The 16241-nt window shown below is 58.7% G+C and carries 21 protein-coding genes and 1 tRNA gene; 12 read left to right on the top strand and 10 right to left on the bottom strand.

Translation table 11 applies throughout. The annotated features are described in order from the left end of the window. The first annotated feature begins 116 nt into the window (after positions 1 to 116). Complete coding sequence (locus ACXYMP_RS10460; protein WP_458906126.1) at positions 117 to 575, top strand: GatB/YqeY domain-containing protein; 459 nt, start codon at positions 117 to 119, stop codon at positions 573 to 575. Between the two features lie 58 nt (positions 576 to 633). On the opposite strand, the gene ACXYMP_RS10455 is transcribed toward ACXYMP_RS10460, so the two are convergent. Next, on the bottom strand, positions 634 to 1137 hold the full coding sequence (locus tag ACXYMP_RS10455) for a DUF2244 domain-containing protein (protein WP_458906124.1): 504 nt from the start codon (positions 1135 to 1137) through the stop codon (positions 634 to 636). A 177-nt stretch (positions 1138 to 1314) separates the two neighbouring features. On the opposite strand from ACXYMP_RS10455, the gene ACXYMP_RS10450 reads away from it, so the two are divergent. Beyond that, positions 1315 to 1671, top strand: a complete 357-nt coding sequence (locus ACXYMP_RS10450; protein ID WP_298564892.1) for a hypothetical protein — start codon at positions 1315 to 1317, stop codon at positions 1669 to 1671. A gap of 105 nt (positions 1672 to 1776) precedes the next feature. Here ACXYMP_RS10450 and ACXYMP_RS10445 read toward each other — a convergent pair whose 3' ends face one another. From ACXYMP_RS10445 to lipB, 3 genes are all read right to left on the bottom strand, one after another. Continuing rightward, the gene (locus ACXYMP_RS10445; RefSeq protein ID WP_298564895.1) at positions 1777 to 3450 is read right to left on the bottom strand and encodes a cytochrome c oxidase subunit I; all 1674 of its coding nucleotides are present in this window, start codon (positions 3448 to 3450) and stop codon (positions 1777 to 1779) included. Positions 3451 to 3644: 194 nt separating this feature from the next. Next, positions 3645 to 4136, bottom strand: a complete 492-nt coding sequence (locus tag ACXYMP_RS10440) for a c-type cytochrome (protein ID WP_298564896.1) — start codon at positions 4134 to 4136, stop codon at positions 3645 to 3647. A 127-nt stretch (positions 4137 to 4263) separates the two neighbouring features. Continuing rightward, positions 4264 to 4944, bottom strand: coding sequence for a lipoyl(octanoyl) transferase LipB (gene lipB / locus ACXYMP_RS10435; protein ID WP_298564898.1), 681 nt, complete (start codon positions 4942 to 4944; stop codon positions 4264 to 4266). Between the two features lie 124 nt (positions 4945 to 5068). Here lipB and ACXYMP_RS10430 point away from each other — a divergent pair. Both ACXYMP_RS10430 and ACXYMP_RS10425 read left to right on the top strand, forming a co-directional pair. Then, positions 5069 to 5155 (top strand) — tRNA-Leu (locus ACXYMP_RS10430). Positions 5156 to 5275: 120 nt separating this feature from the next. After that, positions 5276 to 6532, top strand: coding sequence for a glycerate kinase type-2 family protein (locus ACXYMP_RS10425; protein ID WP_458906514.1), 1257 nt, complete (start codon positions 5276 to 5278; stop codon positions 6530 to 6532). Here ACXYMP_RS10425 and ACXYMP_RS10420 read toward each other — a convergent pair. Both ACXYMP_RS10420 and ACXYMP_RS10415 read right to left on the bottom strand, forming a co-directional pair. Next, on the bottom strand, positions 6501 to 7013 hold the full coding sequence (locus tag ACXYMP_RS10420; protein ID WP_298564902.1) for a hypothetical protein: 513 nt from the start codon (positions 7011 to 7013) through the stop codon (positions 6501 to 6503). The two genes, ACXYMP_RS10425 and ACXYMP_RS10420, sit on opposite strands and share 32 nt — an antisense overlap. Before the next feature lie 113 nt (positions 7014 to 7126). Next, a complete protein-coding gene (locus tag ACXYMP_RS10415) occupies positions 7127 to 7693 on the bottom strand; it encodes an FMN-dependent NADH-azoreductase (protein ID WP_298564904.1) in 567 nt (188 codons plus the stop codon). Positions 7694 to 7797: 104 nt separating this feature from the next. Here ACXYMP_RS10415 and ACXYMP_RS10410 point away from each other — a divergent pair, with 104 nt between their 5' ends. Then, complete coding sequence (locus tag ACXYMP_RS10410; protein WP_298564906.1) at positions 7798 to 8688, top strand: LysR family transcriptional regulator; 891 nt, start codon at positions 7798 to 7800, stop codon at positions 8686 to 8688. Positions 8689 to 8694: 6 nt separating this feature from the next. On the opposite strand, the gene ACXYMP_RS10405 is transcribed toward ACXYMP_RS10410, so the two are convergent. Beyond that, positions 8695 to 9018, bottom strand: coding sequence for an ArsR/SmtB family transcription factor (locus ACXYMP_RS10405; protein ID WP_298564908.1), 324 nt, complete (start codon positions 9016 to 9018; stop codon positions 8695 to 8697). Between the two features lie 227 nt (positions 9019 to 9245). On the opposite strand from ACXYMP_RS10405, the gene ACXYMP_RS10400 reads away from it, so the two are divergent. The 5 genes from ACXYMP_RS10400 (at position 9246) to ACXYMP_RS10380 (ending at position 11908) form a co-directional block, all read left to right on the top strand. Beyond that, positions 9246 to 9584: an AtpZ/AtpI family protein gene (locus tag ACXYMP_RS10400; protein ID WP_298564910.1), complete on the top strand. Its 339-nt coding sequence runs from the start codon at positions 9246 to 9248 to the stop codon at positions 9582 to 9584. A 40-nt stretch (positions 9585 to 9624) separates the two neighbouring features. Then, entirely contained in the window at positions 9625 to 10428 is an 804-nt protein-coding gene (locus ACXYMP_RS10395) for a F0F1 ATP synthase subunit A (RefSeq protein ID WP_298566128.1), read from the top strand. A 57-nt stretch (positions 10429 to 10485) separates the two neighbouring features. Next, positions 10486 to 10722: a F0F1 ATP synthase subunit C gene (locus tag ACXYMP_RS10390; RefSeq protein ID WP_055188564.1), complete on the top strand. Its 237-nt coding sequence runs from the start codon at positions 10486 to 10488 to the stop codon at positions 10720 to 10722. A gap of 74 nt (positions 10723 to 10796) precedes the next feature. Further along, positions 10797 to 11339: a F0F1 ATP synthase subunit B' gene (locus tag ACXYMP_RS10385; RefSeq protein ID WP_298564912.1), complete on the top strand. Its 543-nt coding sequence runs from the start codon at positions 10797 to 10799 to the stop codon at positions 11337 to 11339. Then, positions 11336 to 11908, top strand: a complete 573-nt coding sequence (locus ACXYMP_RS10380) for a F0F1 ATP synthase subunit B (RefSeq protein ID WP_298564914.1) — start codon at positions 11336 to 11338, stop codon at positions 11906 to 11908. Before ACXYMP_RS10385 ends, ACXYMP_RS10380 begins: the two co-directional genes overlap by 4 nt. An 84-nt stretch (positions 11909 to 11992) precedes the next feature. On the opposite strand, the gene ACXYMP_RS10375 is transcribed toward ACXYMP_RS10380, so the two are convergent. The 3 genes from ACXYMP_RS10375 to ACXYMP_RS10365 form a co-directional block, all read right to left on the bottom strand. After that, positions 11993 to 12748, bottom strand: coding sequence for a FadR/GntR family transcriptional regulator (locus ACXYMP_RS10375; protein WP_458906117.1), 756 nt, complete (start codon positions 12746 to 12748; stop codon positions 11993 to 11995). A gap of 109 nt (positions 12749 to 12857) precedes the next feature. Next, a complete protein-coding gene (locus ACXYMP_RS10370) occupies positions 12858 to 13523 on the bottom strand; it encodes an OmpA family protein (RefSeq protein WP_458906115.1) in 666 nt (221 codons plus the stop codon). Between the two features lie 92 nt (positions 13524 to 13615). After that, complete coding sequence (locus ACXYMP_RS10365) at positions 13616 to 14464, bottom strand: methylated-DNA--[protein]-cysteine S-methyltransferase (RefSeq protein ID WP_458906113.1); 849 nt, start codon at positions 14462 to 14464, stop codon at positions 13616 to 13618. A 133-nt stretch (positions 14465 to 14597) separates the two neighbouring features. On the opposite strand from ACXYMP_RS10365, the gene nth reads away from it, so the two are divergent. Then, positions 14598 to 15242 carry an endonuclease III gene (nth, locus tag ACXYMP_RS10360; RefSeq protein WP_298564920.1) on the top strand — a complete coding sequence of 215 codons (645 nt, stop codon included), beginning with the start codon at positions 14598 to 14600 and terminating at the stop codon, positions 15240 to 15242. Then, positions 15239 to 16231: an adenosine kinase gene (locus tag ACXYMP_RS10355; protein ID WP_458906110.1), complete on the top strand. Its 993-nt coding sequence runs from the start codon at positions 15239 to 15241 to the stop codon at positions 16229 to 16231. The genes nth and ACXYMP_RS10355 overlap by 4 nt, the downstream gene beginning before the upstream one ends. The last annotated feature ends 10 nt before the right edge of the window (positions 16232 to 16241 follow it).

Here is a 16241-nt window from a genome sequence, read left to right as displayed (position 1 = left end):
CTATTTTGACATATGCTGATTTTTCAATGACTTAGATTTGTTTCTACGCAGTTGTATGCCCCCTGCCTTTTCGTTAAATTCCTAGGTTCATCTAGGTTAAGGGAACGAACAGACCGATGGACATGCGAAGCCGGGTAAATGACGCCCTGAAAACCGCCATGAAGAACAAGGAAGCCGCGCGCCTTTCCACGCTGAGGCTGATCAATGCCGCGATCAAGGATCGAGACATCGCGATGCGCGGAACGGGCGAAGACGTCGAGGTGACAGACGCCGATGTTTTGGCCATTCTCGGAAAAATGGTGAAGCAACGTCAGGAAAGCGCACGCGCTTATGAAGAAGGCGGACGCTTGGAACTGGCAGAAAAAGAACTGTCCGAAGTCGAGGTGATCGAAGAGTTTCTGCCCAAGCAGCTGTCAAAAACCCAGGCCGAAGCCGCCGTCACCGAAGCCATTGCCGAAGTGGGTGCAGATAGCATTCGTGATATGGGCAAGGTGATGGGCATTCTGAAAGCGAAATACACCGGTCAGATGGATTTCGGAAAAGTCGGCCCCTTGGTGAAAGACAAACTGGGTTGATTGGATAGCGGGCGTTCTTGTTCCCCACCACCTGCCACCAATCGTGTTCTGCGCGTGGCTATTGGTGCGATTTCACCCGCAACAGCGTCTCGGTTAGCTCCTGATACAGCTTTGGGCGTTCCTTTTCCGACAGGAATGCGCCTATCTCCACCTCTCGTCCATTGCCTTTCAGCGTGACGTAGTTGGGCACAGGGCCTTTTGATCTGTGCATTTCGACTGTCACCCAATACGGGTTGGCGGTCCATTCGTGAAAAGCGCCGCGGGGGCCGTGCCGGGTCAGGGTCATCTGGTCTTGCCGGATAACCAGTTCCTCCAGAATTTCGCCGTCCTTATAGCTTTTCTCAATGAAGAACCACAAAGCCCCTAGGGCGCCCAAGGCAAACGGCAGCAACCACCACAGCGTGACCGACCCGACAAACGCAAGCAGTGGAACAAGCATCATCGCAAACCCCATTCCCATGATCCAGACAAAGCCGCGGCGCGGCAGGGATCGGAAGGGCCACAGGTGCAATTCGGCTTTAGGCGCGCCGGGGGTATCTGTGGGCATCCATTCGTAAGGCATCGGGCGCGCTTCCATCGGGAAAGGGACGACCTAAAAAAACCGGACTGGCGTTGCGAGGCAAGTGCAAAGTTTCGCCGCGTGGCGCGTAGGTTGGACACGCGCAGGCTCGCTGAGACGTGATTGGCGAAACGCGGGCGCACGCGGCACACTGATGCCATTCAATTCGTGGAGTGCGTGATGCGATACATCTGGCTTGGGCTTCTTTGTGCGACCTCACCTGCTTTCGCGCATGAGGCGGTGATCGAAGGCGCAACCGCGACCAAATCAGGCACAGGATGGAGCGTTTCGGTAACGCTGTCTCATGCAGAGGTCGGGTGGGAGGACTATGCCGATGGCTGGCGGGTGGAAACCGACGCGGGCGATATTCTAGGCACCCGCGTGCTGCATCACCCGCATGTGGATGAACAGCCCTTTACCCGCAGCTTGTCCGGGGTTGCGGTGCCGGATGGGGTGCAGACCCTTTGGCTGCGCGCCCGCACCAGCGTTGAAGGGTGGGCCCAGGCGCGGTTCCAACTGGAACTGCCGTCGGAGTAGGCTATCACCGATCACCCATTAGGCAGGGGGCTTGCCTCACCACCCCTTCATGCAAAAGGCCCGGACGATTGCCCGGGCCTTCTTTGTTTGTCAGGTCTGATCCGCTTAGTGCGAATGACCTTTGTCCCAGTCTTCCTGCTTGGGCAGGATTTCAAAGGTATGCTCTGGCGGCGGACTGGGCAGGGTCCATTCCAGCGTATCCGCGTATTCGTTCCAGTAGTTGTTTTCGGTCACGCGTTTGCCTTTCATCAGCGTGTAGAACACGATGCCGATGAAGAACACGAATGACGCGAAGGACAGGAACGCACCGTAGGAGCTGATCTTGTTCCAGTAGGCGAACGCTTCCGGATAGTCGATGTAGCGACGGGGCATGCCTTGGCGGCCCAGGAAGTGCTGCGGGAAGAAGGTCAGGTTCACGCCGATGAAGAAGGTCCAGAAGTGGATCTTGCCTGCAAGCTCTGGGTACTGACGACCGGACATCTTGCCGATCCAGTAATAGATGCCTGCGAAGATACACATCACCGCGCCGATCGACATGACATAGTGGAAGTGCGCCACGACATAGTAGGTGTCGTGATAGACGCGGTCCACACCAGCCTGCGACAGCACAACGCCAGTGACACCACCAACGGTGAACAGGAACAGGAAGCCAAAGGCAAACAGCATCGGCGTTTTGAACTCGATCGAGCCACCCCAAAGCGTCGCGATCCACGAGAAGATCTTGACGCCTGTTGGGACCGCAATGACCATCGTCGCCAGCATGAAATAGGACTGCTGGGTCAGCGACATGCCGACGGTATACATGTGGTGTGCCCACACGACGAAGCCGATGAAGCCGATGGCGATCAGCGCCCAGACCATCGGCAGGTAGCCGAAGATAGGTTTGCGGGCGAAGGTGCCGATCACGTGGCTGATCAGGCCGAAGCCGGGCAGGATCACGATATACACTTCCGGGTGGCCGAAGAACCACAGGATGTGCTGATACAGAACCGGGTCGCCGCCGCCTGACGGATCAAAGAACGTTCCGCCGAAGTTACGGTCGATCAGCAGCATGGTGATCGCGCCTGCCAGAACCGGCAGCGACAGCAGGATCAGCCAAGCCGTCACAAAGATGGACCACGCAAACAGCGGCACCTTGAACAGCGTCATGCCGGGGGCACGCATGTTCAGGAAGGTGGTGATGATGTTGATCGCGCCAAGGATCGAAGAGGCACCCGATACGTGGACCGCGAAGATCGCAAGGTCCATGGAATAGCCGCCTTCGGTCGTGGACAGCGGCGGATACAGAACCCAACCAACGCCCGACCCAAGCTGGTCATTGCCACCAGGCGCCAGCAACGAAGCCACGCCAAGCGCCACACCCGTGGCGTAAAGCCAGAAGGATAGGTTGTTCATCCGAGGGAAGGACATGTCCGGTGCACCAATTTGCAGCGGCATGAAATAGTTACCAAATCCGCCAAACAGGGCCGGGATGACCACGAAGAACATCATCAGGACACCGTGATAGGTGATCATCACGTTCCAGAGGTGGCCGTTGGGTGTGCATTCTGCCGACGCATCAGCGATGAAGCGCGCGCCCTCGAGGCACATGTACTGGACGCCGGGGTCCATCAGCTCAAGCCGCATGTAGACGGTGAAACAGACGGAAATGAATCCCGTCAGACCGGCCAGAAACAGGTAGAGGATCCCGATGTCTTTGTGGTTGGTCGACATAAACCACCGGGTAAAGAACCCGCGCTCGTCGTGGTGGTCATGGTCGTGAATGGCTGCGTCCGCCATGTATCCCTCCCTTTGGGGTTAAACTGGCCGGGGCGGCTCAGAATGCCACCCGGCTTTTTAACGTGTTTAATATGCTGGGTGGGGTCGGGCAATGTCGCAATCGCTACGGAGCACAAAAAAATGCGTCCTGCCCCGGTTTTTCCGGGGCAGGACGCCTGAATTGCTTCGATTTGCGACCTGAAAGGTTTGGCAGATCAGTTTGTTGCGGTCGAATCGCTTTCGGCAGCTTCGCCTTCGGCGGGCGCTTCTTCCGCGGCCGCGTCATCAGCCGGCATCTCGGCCGAGAAGGTGGCAAGGAAGGCCACGATGTCGTCAGGCTTGCCCCATTTGAAGGTCATCTTCGACTTGGCAGCTGAATCGCCGGTTTGCTCTTTCAAGAACCCTTTCGGATCCTTGATGTATTCGGCCAAAAGCTCTTCGTTCCAGACAAGGCCGCTTTCACCAAGGGCCAAAATCGAATCGCCGTATTTGAAATCTTCGACGGATGCAGCAGCGCGGCCGACGATCCCATAAAGGTTGGGGCCGGTTTTCCCGCCTTTGAAGAGGGCTTCACCCTCGGGCGAGATAATCGCGTGACACGCCTTGCATTTTTTGAAGTCTTTTTCACCGGCAGCGGCGTCGCCTTCAGCGAACGCGGTTCCCGACAGGGCAATCATCATGGCGGCGGAAGAGAGAATCGTCTTCATGTTATTCCTCATGCTAGAGCTTTGAACGCATAGATGCGTCGTGGACGCGCGGACACTGCGATAAATCCGCACGGATTGTAAGGGGGCGACCTGTCGCATCCCTTTACCGCGCAATTTCTCGCTCGCTTCAGGTGGATAGCCCGAAAACTTGATCGAAATTGCGTCTTAACGCGGTGTCAACATCGGCCATTGTAACCGGAAGTCCTAGGTCCACAAGGCTTGTCACGCCGAATTCTGTGATGCCGCAGGGCACAATTCCTGAAAAGTGATCCAGATCCGGTTCGACGTTGATCGAAATACCGTGAAAGCTGACCCATTTTCTGAGGCGCACACCGATTGCGGCGATTTTGTCCTCGGTTGGGTGTCCTGTGGCGGTCAGGGGTTTGTCGTCGCGCACGACCCAAACACCGACACGTCCATCACGCTTCTCTCCTTTGACGTTGAAGTCCGAAAGGGTGCGAATAACCCAATCCTCCAGCGCGGACACGAAGGCGCGCACATCCCGGCCCCTTGCGCCGACATCCAACATCACATAGGCGACGCGCTGGCCGGGGCCGTGATAGGTATACTGACCACCGCGTTTCGAGGTGTGGACCGGGAAGCGGTCGGGTGCGACCAGATCCTTGGGGTTGGCGGACGTGCCCGCCGTGTAAAGCGGGGGGTGTTCCAGAAGCCACACCATTTCGCCCGCCTCGCCACGCGCCATCGCGTCGACATGGGCCTCCATCCGCGCTACCGCGGTTTCGTATTCGACAAGCGTGTCAGCGGTTTCCCACGTGACGGGGGGCATATCAGGCAAGGCTTTCATAGGCGTTCATTGGCACCCTATGACGGCTTTGTCAAAAAGCGATCGGAAATGACTGGACCGCGTGATTTTGGACTTCACATCCCCAAACCCCTTCGCTATGAAGCGCGTCACCTAGCCCAGACTTGCGGTCGTGGCGGAATTGGTAGACGCGCAGCGTTGAGGTCGCTGTGAGGTAACACTCGTGTGGGTTCGAGTCCCACCGACCGCACCATAAACTGGCTCGGGCCTTCCCCAACTTGTTTTGACCTGATCGCGCATGGCTTGACTGTGTGCAGCACCGCGTTTGTCGGGGCTTGCGCCTGATCGGGGGCGTCCTATGCTCGCGGACATGATGAACAAATCCGACACCGAATTGCTGACCCAGTTGTTTGAAGCGGCGATTGTTGCGGCTGATCCCAAGGCCGCGCTTGCCGCTCATTTACCGCGCAGAGCGGCCGGCAAAACGGTGGTGGTCGGCGCGGGCAAAGGGGCCGCGCAGATGGCTGCGGCGTTTGAGCAGCTGTGGGATGGTCCGCTGGAAGGTGCTGTCGTCACGCGATACGGATTTGGTGCACCCTGCCGGCACATAAAGGTGATCGAAGCATCTCACCCGGTGCCTGACGAAGCGGGGCTGGCCGCGACGCAAGCCATGTTCAATGCGGTGTCGGGCCTGACCGAGGACGATCTGGTTGTGGCGCTGATTTGCGGCGGCGGCTCTGCGCTTCTACCGGCGCCCCCTGTCGGGCTGACGCTGGCAGACGAACAGGCGCTCAATCAGACGCTGCTGGCCTCCGGGGCGCCGATTTCGGTTATGAATGCGATCCGTAAACATGTGTCTGGCATCAAAGGCGGGCGACTGGCGGCAGCGGCGTATCCCGCCAAAGTGGTCAGCCTTGTTGTGTCCGATGTGCCCGGGGATGACCCCGCACAGGTCGCCTCTGGCCCCACGGTCCCGGATGCCACATCGCAGACCGATGCGCTGGCTTTGGCGGAAGCCTGGGGGATCAACCTGCCGGATCCCATCCTTGCCCATATCCGCGCCCATTCAGCCCCAAGCCCGGACGCTCCCATCTTTGCCGGCAATGAGGTGCATGTCATCGCGTCAGCTCGGCTGAGCCTTGAGGCCGCAGCGGCGCGGGCCGACGCGCTGGGTATTCCGGCGACCATCCTGTCGGACGCGATCGAAGGCGAGGCGCGCGACATTGCCCGCATGCACGGGGCGATAACGCGCGAAGTCGTTGTGCGTAACCGCCCCTTCGCGGCTCCTTGCGTCCTGCTTTCAGGGGGGGAAACCACGGTCACATTGCGCGGCAAAGGTCGGGGCGGGCGCAACACGGAGTTTCTGCTGTCTCTGGCATTGACCTGTGATGGGCTTGACCGTTTCGCCGCTTTGGCTGCTGACACGGACGGGATCGACGGGTCCGAAGCGAATGCGGGGGCATTCGTTGACGGGCAGACAGCCGCGCGGTTGCGTGCGCTTGGCCGGGACCCGATGGCTCACTTGTCCAACAACGATGCGTGGCGGGCGTTCGAGGCGCTGGGGGATCTGTTTTCTCCCGGCCCGACCGGGACCAACGTCAATGACTTTCGCGCGATCCTGATCCGCTAGCGCCGGGGGGTGGGCTTAGCCAATCGTTCACCGCATCAACCAGTTCGCTCTGATCGCTGGCATTCGAATACGCAAGCAGCAAAGGCTGCGTCGTTCCATCCGCCAGCACAAGCACTGGTCGGTGGGTTCTGCTGACTTTCTGGTCGCGATCCTTGAAGGTGCTGGTTTCCAAGTCGGCGCGCTGGATTTGTCCAAGCGGCAGTTGGCGCGTCTCAAACCCCTGATAGCTGCGCCGCCGAAGCTCCACCACGCCCGAGTTGCGATCAAACACCACCTGCACGCGTGCAACCACCAGATATAGCGTCAGGCCCGGCAATCCTGCCCCGCAAATAAAGGCCAAGGCGGCGATCCACTGGCCTATCGCGCTAAGCCTGATGCCGATGGCCAGAAAAGCGACCACCATCAAGATCAGGAACGCACCAATCAGCCATGGCGCATGATCCAGTATCAATTGGTCTTTGGTGTTGGTCGCGATGCGCATCGGGTGAGATGAATGTCCGTTTGGTAGAGTGTATGCCTCAACCTAACGTGGTCACGGTGAGCGTAGAAGGGAAAAGAGCGCACGCATCCGCGCGCTCTTGTCGCGTGGTGGGCCTAGGCTGCCAATGTTTCGATCTGCTGCTCTGCCGATGCGATGCCATCTGCCCCTGCGGCCGCGATCACTTTGACGTCGGTTATGCCCATGAACCCTAACACAAATTTCAGATAGGGCGTTGAAAAGTCATGCGGCGCGCCTGCCGGCGTTCCACCGGATGCGTTGACGAAAATAACGCTCTTGCCGGTCAAAAGCCCCTCTGGCGTGCCGTCGTCGCGATAGCGGAAGGTCACGCCTGCTCGCGCCAGATGGTCGATCCACGCCTTCAGCGACGAAGGGATCGAGAAGTTGTAGGTCGCGGCGGAAATAACAATCAGGTCGGCGGCCTGCACTTCAGCCACGATCTGGTCCGACAAGGCCAAGGCTGCGGTGTCTTGCGAGCTGCGCGCGTCGGCGGGGGTGAACGTGGCGCGGGTCCACGCGGCGTCCAGATGCGGAATGCCGTCCGCAAGATCACGCGTGGTGACGGTTGCGTCTTTGTGGCGGGCGATAACGGTGTCCGCGAGGCTGCGGGAAATCGACCCTTCTGTGCGGGCCGAACTGTCGATGCGAAGGATGTGTGTCATGTCTTGTGCTCCTGTGTTCGTTGAACCACAGATGCGACATTGCAAAATCAAACGCAATCTGCGTAATCTAACGGTGTCTGTTTGAAAATGCACAGAAAGCTGCCATGGACCACTGGGATGAAATTCGAACCGCCTATCACGTTGCGCGCGCTGGCACGGTCAGCGGGGCAGCCGAGGCCTTAGGCATTCATCATGCGACCGTGATCCGCCACATCGACGCGCTTGAGGCGCGCTTGGGGGTGAAGCTGTTCCAGCGCCACGCGCGCGGTTATGCGCTGACCGAAGCCGGGGCCGATCTTGCCCAAATTGCCCAAACGACCGAAGAACAGTTTTCGCAACTGGCCGGGCGTTTGACCGGGCAGGGTGATGATGTAACCGGGGCATTGGTGATCACCGCGTTGCCTTCTTTTTCAGCGCGACTTGCCCCAGTGCTGGCTGCCTTTCAGGTGGACCACCCCGGCATCGCAGTGCGCCTGTTGACTGATGCGCGCGTTTTCAAGCTTGAATATGGGGAAGCGCATGTCGCTTTGCGGGCAGGCCAAGCCCCTACGGAACCTGACAATGTCGCCCAGCCCTTTCTGGACCTGTCTTTCGGCCTTTATGCGGCGCAAAGCTATGTGGACCGTTACGGCATGCCGACCGAGGACACGCTGCACACCCATCGCTTCATCGGGTTTTCGGAGTTGAAATCGCGCGCGCCTGTGATGCAATGGATGACGCAACATATCCCGGCTGAAAACATTTGGTTTCAGGCCTCGGATGATGCAGCCATGCACGCAGCATTGATCGCGGGGGCGGGGTTGGGCTTCTCTGCGCGCGGGGCCGAAGACGGTTTGATCGAAGTGTTGCCCGCGCGGTCCGACTGGTCCTCTCGGTTCTGGCTTGTCACACATGTCGATTTGCACCGAACGGCCAAGGTGCAGGCCATCTTGGCTCAGCTCAAACGTGCTGCAGAGCACTGGGTTGCGACAGAGCCGGGCTTTTCGCTTCCCTAATTCGCACTAGCTTTCCAGTTCGGCTTCAAGAAACCGTTCGAACGCATCCAGGTTTACCGGTTCAAACTGGCCAAATCCCTGCATCCAGACCGAGGCATCGCGCAGGGCGTTGGGCTCTAGCTTGCACCATTTGACCCGCCCGCGCTTTTCCTGACTGATCAACCCGGCCCGCGACAGGATCGTCAGATGCTTCGATATGGCGGCCAGCGACATCTCGAACGGTTCGGCCACGTCAGTGACGGCCATGTCATCTTCCAGAAGCATGGTCAGGATGGCACGTCGTGTCGGGTCGGACAGGGCAGCAAAGGCAAGGTCAAGACGGGTATCCATGCCTATGGGTTAGGTCCGAGCGTCCCAATCGTCAACCAAATGGTTAAATGAACGGTTTGGGTGCGAAAGGTAGCCCAAGGCTGTTGTTGATACGATGAGTGAATCGGCTTGCTGTGGAAAATCAAATTAGAACAGATGGTTGCAAGTCGCGCTGTTGGCGCTAAACGCCGTTGACTCACTGTCGCCTTGGCCTTAGCAAAGGCGCAACCGTCACCGGAGGCATTTCCTTGTCCAACAAACCCGATCCCGAGCGCCTGAGAGAGCTCGAGATGCGCCTGAAACAGGCGAAGGGAGAGGTCAAAGAAGACGACACCAGTGATGCGGCCTATAACCAGGCATCCTTCGCTTGGCAGATGGTCATAGAGCTTACGGTCGGTCTGTTGATCGGCTTCGGCATCGGATACGGGTTGGACGCGCTGTTTGGCACAAAACCCATCTTCATGGTGCTGTTCATAATGTTGGGCTTCGCTGCGGGCATGAAAGTCATGCTGTCGACCGCGGCCCAGATGCAGAAGAAAGCGGAAGAAGCGCAAGACGCGCAGACCGCCGCAGAAGAAGAGGGATAGAGACGTGGCTGACCAAAGCGAAAAACAGGGCGCTGGCCCGATCATCAAGATCGCTTTCTTTGTCGTGCTGGCGCTGGTCCTTATTTCGGGCCTGATCTTCGCGCCTGAGCATCCAGGTCTGGCAATCCACCCGATGGACCAGTTCGAGATCAAGCCGTTGTTTGGCGGCGCCGAGCTTGGCACCTTCACGCCGACCAATCAAACGCTTTGGATGGTTTTGGCCATCATCGGTATCGTGCTTCTGTTGGTCGTCGGGTCTCGCGGTCGCGCAATCGTGCCGACACGTGGTCAGTCGGTTGCCGAAATGGCGTACGGCTTTGTCTATAAGATGGTCGAAGATGTGGCCGGCAAAGACGCCGTCAAATATTTCCCCGGCATCATGACGCTGTTCATGTTCATTCTGTTCGCCAACTTCCTAGGCCTGATCCCAACAAGCTTCACGCCCACCAGCCACATCGCCGTCACGGCTGTGCTGGCCTTGATCGTGTTCGTCTTCGTGACCGTGCTGGGCTTCGTGAAGAACGGCATGGGGTTCCTTGGTCTCTTCTGGGTTTCGGCGGCACCGCTGGCGCTGCGCCCGGTTCTGGCCATCATTGAATTGATCTCGTACTTCGTGCGCCCCGTCAGCCACTCCATTCGTTTGGCTGGTAACGTGATGGCTGGCCACGCTGTGATCAAAGTTTTCGCCGGCTTTGCTGCTGCCTTGGGCATGTTCAGCTTCCTGCCAATCTTGGCCATCTCGGCCGTCTACGCGCTGGAGGTTCTGGTGGCCTTCATTCAGGCCTACGTGTTTACGATCCTGACCTGCGTGTATCTGAAAGACGCCCTGCATCCGTCACACTGACGGTTGCAGCCCGCTCATCCATCTAATTCAAGCATTCCAACGTAAGGAGAAATCACAATGGAAGGCAATATCGCTCAAATGGGTCAATTCATCGGTGCAGGTCTGGCAGCTATCGGTTCGGGTGCCGCCGCTATCGGTGTGGGCCACGTTGCTGGTAACTTCCTGGCCGGTGCCCTGCGCAACCCGTCGGCAGCTGCCGCACAAACCGCGACCCTGTTCATCGGTATCGCATTTGCAGAAGCACTGGGCATCTTCTCGTTCCTGGTCGCACTTCTGCTGATGTTTGCTGTCTAAGACCTGAACCATCCTTACGCGCGGGCGGGGGTTTGATCCGCCGCCCGATGTAATCCGGTTCCGGGAGATAAGACATGGCAAGTAATACGCAACAGACCGCGGATGCGGCACATGGCGGCGCAGAAGCCGCAGGCATGCCGCAGCTGGATTTCTCGACCTTCGGGAACCAGATTTTCTGGCTCGTGGTCACGCTGGTCGTGATCTATTTCGTGCTGACCAAGGTCGCGCTGCCCCGTATCGAGGCCGTGCTGTCCGAACGTCAGGGCACGATCACCAATGATCTGACCGCCGCCGAAGAGCTGAAGCAGAAAGCTGTCGAGGCTGAAGAAGCTTACAACAAAGCGCTGGCCGACGCCCGTGCCGAAGCGAACAAGATTGTCGCTGAAGCCCGTGCTGAAATTCAGGCCGACGTTGATGTCGCGGCTGCCAAGGCAGACGCGGAAATCGCAGCCAAGGCTGCCGAAAGCGAAGCCGCGATTGCTGAAATCCGCGCCGGCGCGATCGACAGCGTAAAGACCGTTGCCAAGGATGCCGCCAAGGAAATCCTTGCGTCCATGGGTTACAAGGCTGACGCCAAGTCCGTCACTGCTGCGGTGACTTCGCGGATGAAAGGGTGAAGAAAATGAAGAAACTCGTTCTTACCCCTCTTGCCGTGATGGCCGCTGCACCGGCATTTGCTGCCGGTGACGCAGGTTGGACAGACCTGTCCAACACCAACATGGTTGTGACGCTGGCGTTTTTGCTGTTCGTGACCTTCCTGGGCTACATGGGCGTTCACAAGATGCTCGGTGCGCAGTTGGACAAACGCGCAGTCGGTATCAAGTCCGAACTCGACGAAGCGCGCGCTTTGCGTGAAGAAGCGCAGACCATTTTGGCAACTTATGAGCGTAAGCAAAAGGAAGTTGCCCAGCAGGCCGAGCGTATCGTTGCGCACGCAAAAGACGAAGCTGCCAATGCGGCGGTTGCTGCCAAGGCAGACCTGCAAGCCTCGATCGCGCGCCGTTTGGCTGCGGCCGAGGACCAGATCGTATCTGCGCAAACGGCTGCAGTGAAAGAAGTGCGCGACAGTGCCGTTCAGGTTGCTGTTGCTGCGGCGCGCGACGTGATCGCCAAGCAGATGACAGCGACGGACGGCAATTCGCTGATCGACGATGCTATCAAGACGGTTGAAGCCAAGCTGCACTAAGCTGGTTTGAAAAACTGACTAAGAAGAACCCGGCCACTGGTCGGGTTTTTTCTTTGGTGCGAGGGAAAGCTTCGTGCACGCCCGCTAGCGAGATATCTCATAGTCCAGCCTCTGCCGCGCCACTTCCTCGTTGCGCGCAGATCGGCGCAGGTCGCCATAGGCCTGCGTTACAAAATCCATGTGCGATTCGACGGCATTGCGCGCCGCGATTGGATCTCGGGCTTGCAAAGCTGTGTTGATGGCACGGTGCTGTTCCAGCAAATCCGACCGCGTATTGGTGATCTGGATGACCACCTTGCGGCTGTAGAACACGCCTTGCTTCAGCAGGTCGTAAAGGGCGCGCATCATGTGCACCATTACGACATTGTGGCTGGCTTCGATGATGGCCATGTGAAAGTCACTGTCCAAATCAGCGCCTTGTCCCTCGGGCGCTTTTTCCATCTTTTGGAAAAGCTCGTTAATCACCGCCAGATCCGTGTCAGATCCGAACTTTGCGGCCCGTTCGGCCGCCAACCCCTCCATATCGCGCCGAAAGGCGATATAGTCATACACGGCTTCGTCGTGACGCGAGAAAAGACTGATCAGTGCGGGCGGGAACGAACTGTCCAGGCTCTCGCTGATATAGATGCCGGCCCCAGCCCGTCGTGACAGGAGCTTTTTCGCCTCTAGCTCTGCAATGGCATCGCGAAGTGAGGGGCGCGAAACACCCATGCGCTCTGACAGGTCACGTTCCGAGGGCAGGCGTTCGCCCGGTCGCAATATGCCGCGCAGGATCAACAACTCGATCTGTTCGACAACGGACTGTGCAAGCTTGCCTGCGGAAATCTTCTGAAAGGGCATATCGGGTCTCGCGCAAATTGGTCATATAATATGACCACATCCCGCGGGGTGCCTCAATGAAAAAAGCCGGGCAGGACCCGGCTCTTTCCCTAATTTCGTACCATACGCATCAGTTGCGAATGGGGCGGATGATGATCTCGACCCGGCGGTTTTGCATGCGCCCGGCGGCATCCAGATTTGATGCGATCGGGCGATCTTCGCCGTAACCAATGGTTACCACGCGCGAGCTTGGGACGCGGTTTGATACCAGAACCGACGCGACCGCAGCCGCACGGCGGCGCGACAGCGACAGGTTATAATCCGCGTCTCCGACGTTATCGGTGTGGCCTACAACCTCGACCACCGAATCCGGGTATTGCAACAGGTTGTTGGCCAGTGCGGCAAGGTCGCCTTGCAAAGCGGACCCGACCTGTGCGCTGTCGGTGGCAAACAGGATGTCTTGCGGCATTGTCACGATCAATTCGTTGCCGGTGTTGACGATGCTGACCTGATCATTGCCGATGGCTTGACGCAGATCGCCAGCCTGTTTGTCCAACTGTTGGCCGATCATGCCGCCAACCACGCCACCGATCACGGCGCCTACGGCGGCTTTGCCCAGTTTGCCATCGCCCTTGCGCGTCGCGCCCAAGAGGCCCCCGGCGATCGCGCCAATGGCGGCGCCATTTTGGGTGCGCGGCCCCATGTTGCTGGTCGGGCTTTGCATAGGTGTCGTGCAGGCGGTGGTCGCCAGCGCCGCCACGACGCCAAGCGTCAAGACAGAGTGTTTCAGGTGCATGCTGCTATCCTCAGGTTTGTTCTTTGCTTTCTTTACATGAAAGCGCTTTGATATCGAATAACAAGCCCTAATGGAGGCGGCAATGGGATGTGTCAGGCTCGTTCTGCCTCTTCGATTTCGGCGCTTTCCCAAGCCAGCAGAGCGCGCTTGACCCCAAGCCCCCAGTGATAGCCGCCAAGCGCACCCGATTTTCGCAAGGCCCTGTGGCATGGGATCAGCCAACTGACCGGGTTGCGGCCGACGGCGGTTCCGACTGCGCGCACCGCGCGTGGGGAGCCAACCTTCTGGGCGATTTGGGAGTAGCTGGTGACGTGACCAGACGGAATGGCCAACAGGGCCTCCCAGACCTTGATCTGGAAGGGCGCGCCGATCAGGTGCAAAGGCGTCATGCCACGCCTGCTGAAAGCCTGGTTTACCCACGCGGCAAGCGCTGCCGGGTCTTCGCGGAAGGTTGCATTTGGCCATCGTGACCGCAGATCGGACATGGCGATCGCCTCGCCGGTTTCGGCGGCAAACCCCAGCCCGCAAATGCCCCTGTCCGTGCCCATGACCAGCGCGGGGCCAAACGGGCTGTCGAACCACCCCCAATTGATGGTCAGCCCTTCGCCGCCTTTCGCATAGGTTCCAGGGCTCATCGCTTCCCACCGCAGGAACAGATCGTGAAGCCGGCCTTGGCCCGACAAGCCGACCGAATGGGCCGTGTCCATGGTTGAAAACCGGTCCTGCAGCAGTGTCTTTGCGTGGCCAAGCGCCAGAAACTGTTGATAGCGTTTCGGCGACACCCCGACCCAGCGCGAAAAGACCCGTTGGAAATGGGCAGGTGACATATCCATGCGTGCGGCCAGCGCCTCAAGCGACAGGGCGTCGCCGCCGGCTGCGTCGATCTCCTCCATTGCGCGGCGGATGACGTTGTAGTGGTAGCTGTCGTGGTGAACACTCATGGCGGTCTACTTTCCTTTTGTGCCATCAGATTGCTGCAGAACCTGTTGTCAAAGCGACCCGGAATGTGCGCATCTGCAAAATTGCGCAGGATCCTCGACTTGTGACGCCACACAGAAAAGGGCATAGAAAATCATGGCAAAGCAATTGGGATATCACAAGATCCGTGAGATCTTCGACCGCTTTCACGCGGCGGAACCCGAACCGAAGGGCGAGCTTGAGCATGTGAATGCCTACACGCTGGTGGTGGCGGTGGCCTTGTCGGCGCAGGCCACGGATGTCGGCGTAAACAAAGCCACGCGCGCATTGTTCAAGATTGCAGATTCGCCTGAAAAAATGCTGGCCCTTGGTGAAGAGGGCTTGACCGAACACATCAAAACCATCGGGCTGTTTCGCCAGAAAGCGAAGAACGTCATCAAGCTGAGCCGCATTCTGGTCGAGGAGTATGGCGGCGAGGTGCCCAATTCACGCGCGGCGCTGCAGGCGCTTCCGGGTGTCGGTCGCAAGACCGCCAATGTGGTTTTGAACATGTGGTGGGGCGTGCCGGCACAAGCGGTCGACACGCATATCTTTCGCGTCGGAAACCGCACCGGGATCGCCGTGGGAAAAGATGTGACTGCGGTCGAGCGCGCGATCGAAGACAACATCCCTGCCGACTATCAAAACCATGCACATCACTGGCTGATCCTGCACGGCCGCTATACCTGCAAGGCGCGCAAGCCAATGTGCGCAAATTGTATTATTCGGGACTTGTGCCCCTTCGAGGAAAAGAACTTATGACGAAAAAGTATAAGGTTGTCGGGATCGGCAACGCGGTGGTGGACGTGTTGACCATGGCCGATGACAGCTTTCTTGAGATGATGGGCATTGAAAAGGGCATCATGCAACTGGTCGAACGGGAGCGGGCCGAGGTGTTGTATGGCTCGATGAAGGACCGCAAACAGGCGGCGGGTGGATCTGTCGCCAACACGCTGGCGGGGATCGGCAAACTGGGCCTGTCGACCGGTTTCGTCGGGCGCGTGCATGATGATGCGCTGGGTCGCTTCTATGCCGAAGCGATGGAGATGGACGGAACCCGTTTTGTGAACCCACCTGTGCCGGGGGGCGAGCTGCCGACCTCGCGCTCGATGATCTTCGTGTCACCGGATGGCGAACGGTCGATGAACACCTATCTGGGGATCTCGGCTGAACTTGGATCGGCTGATGTGGACCCCGACGTCGCCGCCGATGCCGAGATCGTGTTTCTTGAGGGCTATTTGTTTGACAAGGACAAGGGCAAAGAGGCGTTTATCGACATGGCGCGCGCGTGCCGTGCGGCGGGCGGCAAGGCTGGCATCGCCATTTCCGACCCTTTCTGCGTTGAACGTCACCGCGACGACTTCCTGACACTGATCGAACACGAACTTGATTATGTGATCGGCAATGAAGACGAAATCAGGTCGCTGTTTGAAGCGACCGACATGGAAGAAGCGCTGGCCAAAACGGCTGCGATTTGCCCCTTGGTTGCCTGCACCCGGTCGGGCGATGGCGTGACCATCGTGGCAGACGGTGAGCGGGTCGATGTGCCTGTCGAACGCATTGTGCCTGTGGATGCCACCGGGGCCGGGGACGGCTTTGCGGCGGGGTTCATCTATGGCATGGCAACGGGTGCTGATGTCCGAACCTGCGGGGAAATGGGGTGCACCATCGCAGGCGAAGTGATCCGTCACGTTGGTCCGCGCGCGGAAAGAAACCTGTTGGCGTTGCTGCGGGACAAAAACCTGGTCTGAGAGAGTAGCT

The sequence above is a fragment of the Aliiroseovarius sp. CAU 1755 genome (genome assembly GCF_054482655.1).
The sequence above is the reverse complement of the archived record's forward strand: the minus strand, read 5'-3'. Positions and strand labels throughout refer to the sequence as shown.

Coding starts and splice junctions, on each gene's coding strand:
- ACXYMP_RS10445 (WP_298564895.1), bottom strand. CDS start 3,450: ATGGCGGACGCAGCCATTCACGACCATGACCACCACGACGAGCGCGGG.
- ACXYMP_RS10375 (WP_458906117.1), bottom strand. CDS start 12,748: ATGCCCTTTCAGAAGATTTCCGCAGGCAAGCTTGCACAGTCCGTTGTC.
- ACXYMP_RS10425 (WP_458906514.1), top strand. CDS start 5,276: ATGAACAAATCCGACACCGAATTGCTGACCCAGTTGTTTGAAGCGGCG.
- ACXYMP_RS10440 (WP_298564896.1), bottom strand. CDS start 4,136: ATGAAGACGATTCTCTCTTCCGCCGCCATGATGATTGCCCTGTCGGGA.
- ACXYMP_RS10385 (WP_298564912.1), top strand. CDS start 10,797: ATGGCAAGTAATACGCAACAGACCGCGGATGCGGCACATGGCGGCGCA.
- ACXYMP_RS10355 (WP_458906110.1), top strand. CDS start 15,239: ATGACGAAAAAGTATAAGGTTGTCGGGATCGGCAACGCGGTGGTGGAC.
- ACXYMP_RS10370 (WP_458906115.1), bottom strand. CDS start 13,523: ATGCACCTGAAACACTCTGTCTTGACGCTTGGCGTCGTGGCGGCGCTG.
- ACXYMP_RS10390 (WP_055188564.1), top strand. CDS start 10,486: ATGGAAGGCAATATCGCTCAAATGGGTCAATTCATCGGTGCAGGTCTG.
- ACXYMP_RS10405 (WP_298564908.1), bottom strand. CDS start 9,018: ATGGATACCCGTCTTGACCTTGCCTTTGCTGCCCTGTCCGACCCGACA.
- ACXYMP_RS10415 (WP_298564904.1), bottom strand. CDS start 7,693: ATGACACACATCCTTCGCATCGACAGTTCGGCCCGCACAGAAGGGTCG.
- ACXYMP_RS10410 (WP_298564906.1), top strand. CDS start 7,798: ATGGACCACTGGGATGAAATTCGAACCGCCTATCACGTTGCGCGCGCT.
- nth (WP_298564920.1), top strand. CDS start 14,598: ATGGCAAAGCAATTGGGATATCACAAGATCCGTGAGATCTTCGACCGC.
- ACXYMP_RS10460 (WP_458906126.1), top strand. CDS start 117: ATGGACATGCGAAGCCGGGTAAATGACGCCCTGAAAACCGCCATGAAG.
- ACXYMP_RS10450 (WP_298564892.1), top strand. CDS start 1,315: ATGCGATACATCTGGCTTGGGCTTCTTTGTGCGACCTCACCTGCTTTC.
- ACXYMP_RS10365 (WP_458906113.1), bottom strand. CDS start 14,464: ATGAGTGTTCACCACGACAGCTACCACTACAACGTCATCCGCCGCGCA.
- lipB (WP_298564898.1), bottom strand. CDS start 4,944: ATGAAAGCCTTGCCTGATATGCCCCCCGTCACGTGGGAAACCGCTGAC.
- ACXYMP_RS10420 (WP_298564902.1), bottom strand. CDS start 7,013: ATGCGCATCGCGACCAACACCAAAGACCAATTGATACTGGATCATGCG.
- ACXYMP_RS10455 (WP_458906124.1), bottom strand. CDS start 1,137: ATGCCTTACGAATGGATGCCCACAGATACCCCCGGCGCGCCTAAAGCC.